We start from the raw sequence: 1,890 nt of genomic DNA, 5'->3' as shown, positions 1-1,890 counted from the left end.
TTTATGTTTTTGATTTAGGGCCAAATCTTGTATTTTATTTAATATTAAAGTGAAATTCTTAACTAATTAAATGATCACAAATCGCTGGGTAAATTTTTCATATGTGAGAAGGGCGAGGGAAAAGGTGAAAAATGAGGATTAAGCCATAAAAAAAGGGCTACTGATGAGCCCTTTTAGGTAGCAAAAAACACTGATTTTCTGCTAATTTGATTAATGTTAATTTAACTTAACTTATTGATCTATTTTCAGAATACACCGGTGAACGGGTTCCAACCTTGATCATTTTTCTTTTCTTTTAAGTAGTAAGCATAATTAGCTGTCGCCGCCCATAAGAAGTTGAGCACAATACTGACTACATTGAGAATTGAAGGGCTTAGGGAAAGTCCTTCCACGATAAAACTTACCACAATGATAATAGCAACATTAATCCCGAATAAAGTTAATGCTTTACGCCATAAACCAAGGATAAGAAAATAAATAAAGCCAAAGAAGAAAGCCCAGATATTCATCCCAATTAGAATACGCTTACCGAAAGTCAGTGCTTTATATGCAGCCTTGTATTCTGGAGATTTAGGAGAACCATATTTTTCGAAGAAATCAAAACGCTCTTCCCATTTGGCAGAATATTCTTTATTCATCATAATTCCTGTTAGAGGGTCATTTAATTGTAGTCATAAAAAAACGCATTTTTACATAAAGTAACTTTGCAAACAATATAAATTTATTAACATTTTATTAATATATTGTTTTGTATAATAAATATTATCTTACACGCGATATTAGTTTATTTTCATAAAATTCTTATTGTTAAAATGTTTATTTCTTTTTTATAGGAAGAATAAGATTTTGAGACAATAAAATTTTATTCTAAAGCGATTATTTAGATAAAAAATAAGAAATCAGGTTATTGGCGTAACCTGACTTCTGATAGGAAAAATCTTGGCGTTGAGTTATCGAACAACTAAAACAGAAGATTCTGCATAGCTAACAACAGAAGAAGCTGTCGAGCCTAGTAAGTAGGTTTTCATTCCAGGGTTGCGTGAGCCTATCACAATCAGATCAGCTTGGATTTTTTTTGCGGTCTCTAAAATACGGTCGCGTGGGTTACCTACGGAAATATAAGATTGGGATGTGCTATTGGGAATTTCAATATGAGATAAACTATCATTTAACGTAGATAATGCAATTTCAATACGTTGCTTATCATTGGCAAGACGGTCTTGGCTGCCAAAAGCAAATCCGACAAAGGACTCATAGCTAGGAATAACAGATAAAAAGTGGATATTTAGTTTATCGGCCATCGCTAATGCTTTGAGATGAGTGACAACTTTATCCAATAAACCAAGCTCAGTAAAATCGATGGGAACTAATACAGTTTTTGTCATAGTGGCTCCTCATTAACCTTTTATATGTTGGGGGCTTTAGTGGGTTGTTATTATATACACCAAAAATCAGTCACCTCTTAATATTATCAGTGCAAATAAAAAACGGTATAAAAAAATAGAAATATTTTCATTTTTGAGATATTCATATTTATTTTATGTAAAAAGGTTGATCTATCATAAGATTGCTATTGATGGTAGAAAACGTAATAAAAAAGATAATAATAAAGGAAAATATCTTGATGTTTTTAGTAAATATCGATATTCCATATGACAAATTATATTTAATATAAATTAGAGTGTGCAGTTTTAGAGCGTTACTAAATTTAATAGAAGACTATAAAAAGTGAATTTATTTAGATTTAATAAAATTTATTTTTGAAGAAATGAGTGTAACTAAAAATATCCTTTACATACAATGGGTTGTGTGTAGTTAATATTTATTTTGGCCATAATGGTTAATGATAATCAATTCCATTAATTATTATTTGTTTTTAAGTCATCATAA

Annotated in this window: 2 protein-coding genes; both read right to left on the bottom strand. The window is 30.1% G+C overall.

Features of this window, described 5'->3' with window-relative positions; genetic code table 11:
- Positions 1 to 245: 245 nt before the first annotated feature.
- Positions 246 to 641 (bottom strand): DUF2628 domain-containing protein, encoded by a 396-nt coding sequence (locus AACU98_RS15460; protein WP_004242555.1) that lies wholly within the window; start codon positions 639 to 641, stop codon positions 246 to 248.
- Positions 642 to 950: 309 nt separating this feature from the next.
- Positions 951 to 1,385: a universal stress protein gene (locus AACU98_RS15455; protein WP_004251473.1), complete on the bottom strand. Its 435-nt coding sequence runs from the start codon at positions 1,383 to 1,385 to the stop codon at positions 951 to 953.
- Between the last annotated feature and the right edge of the window lie 505 nt (positions 1,386 to 1,890).

The sequence above is a fragment of the Proteus sp. G4380 genome, from assembly GCF_963885725.1.
GTDB lineage: Bacteria > Pseudomonadota > Gammaproteobacteria > Enterobacterales > Enterobacteriaceae > Proteus > Proteus mirabilis.
The sequence above is the reverse complement of the archived record's forward strand: the minus strand, read 5'-3'. Positions and strand labels throughout refer to the sequence as shown.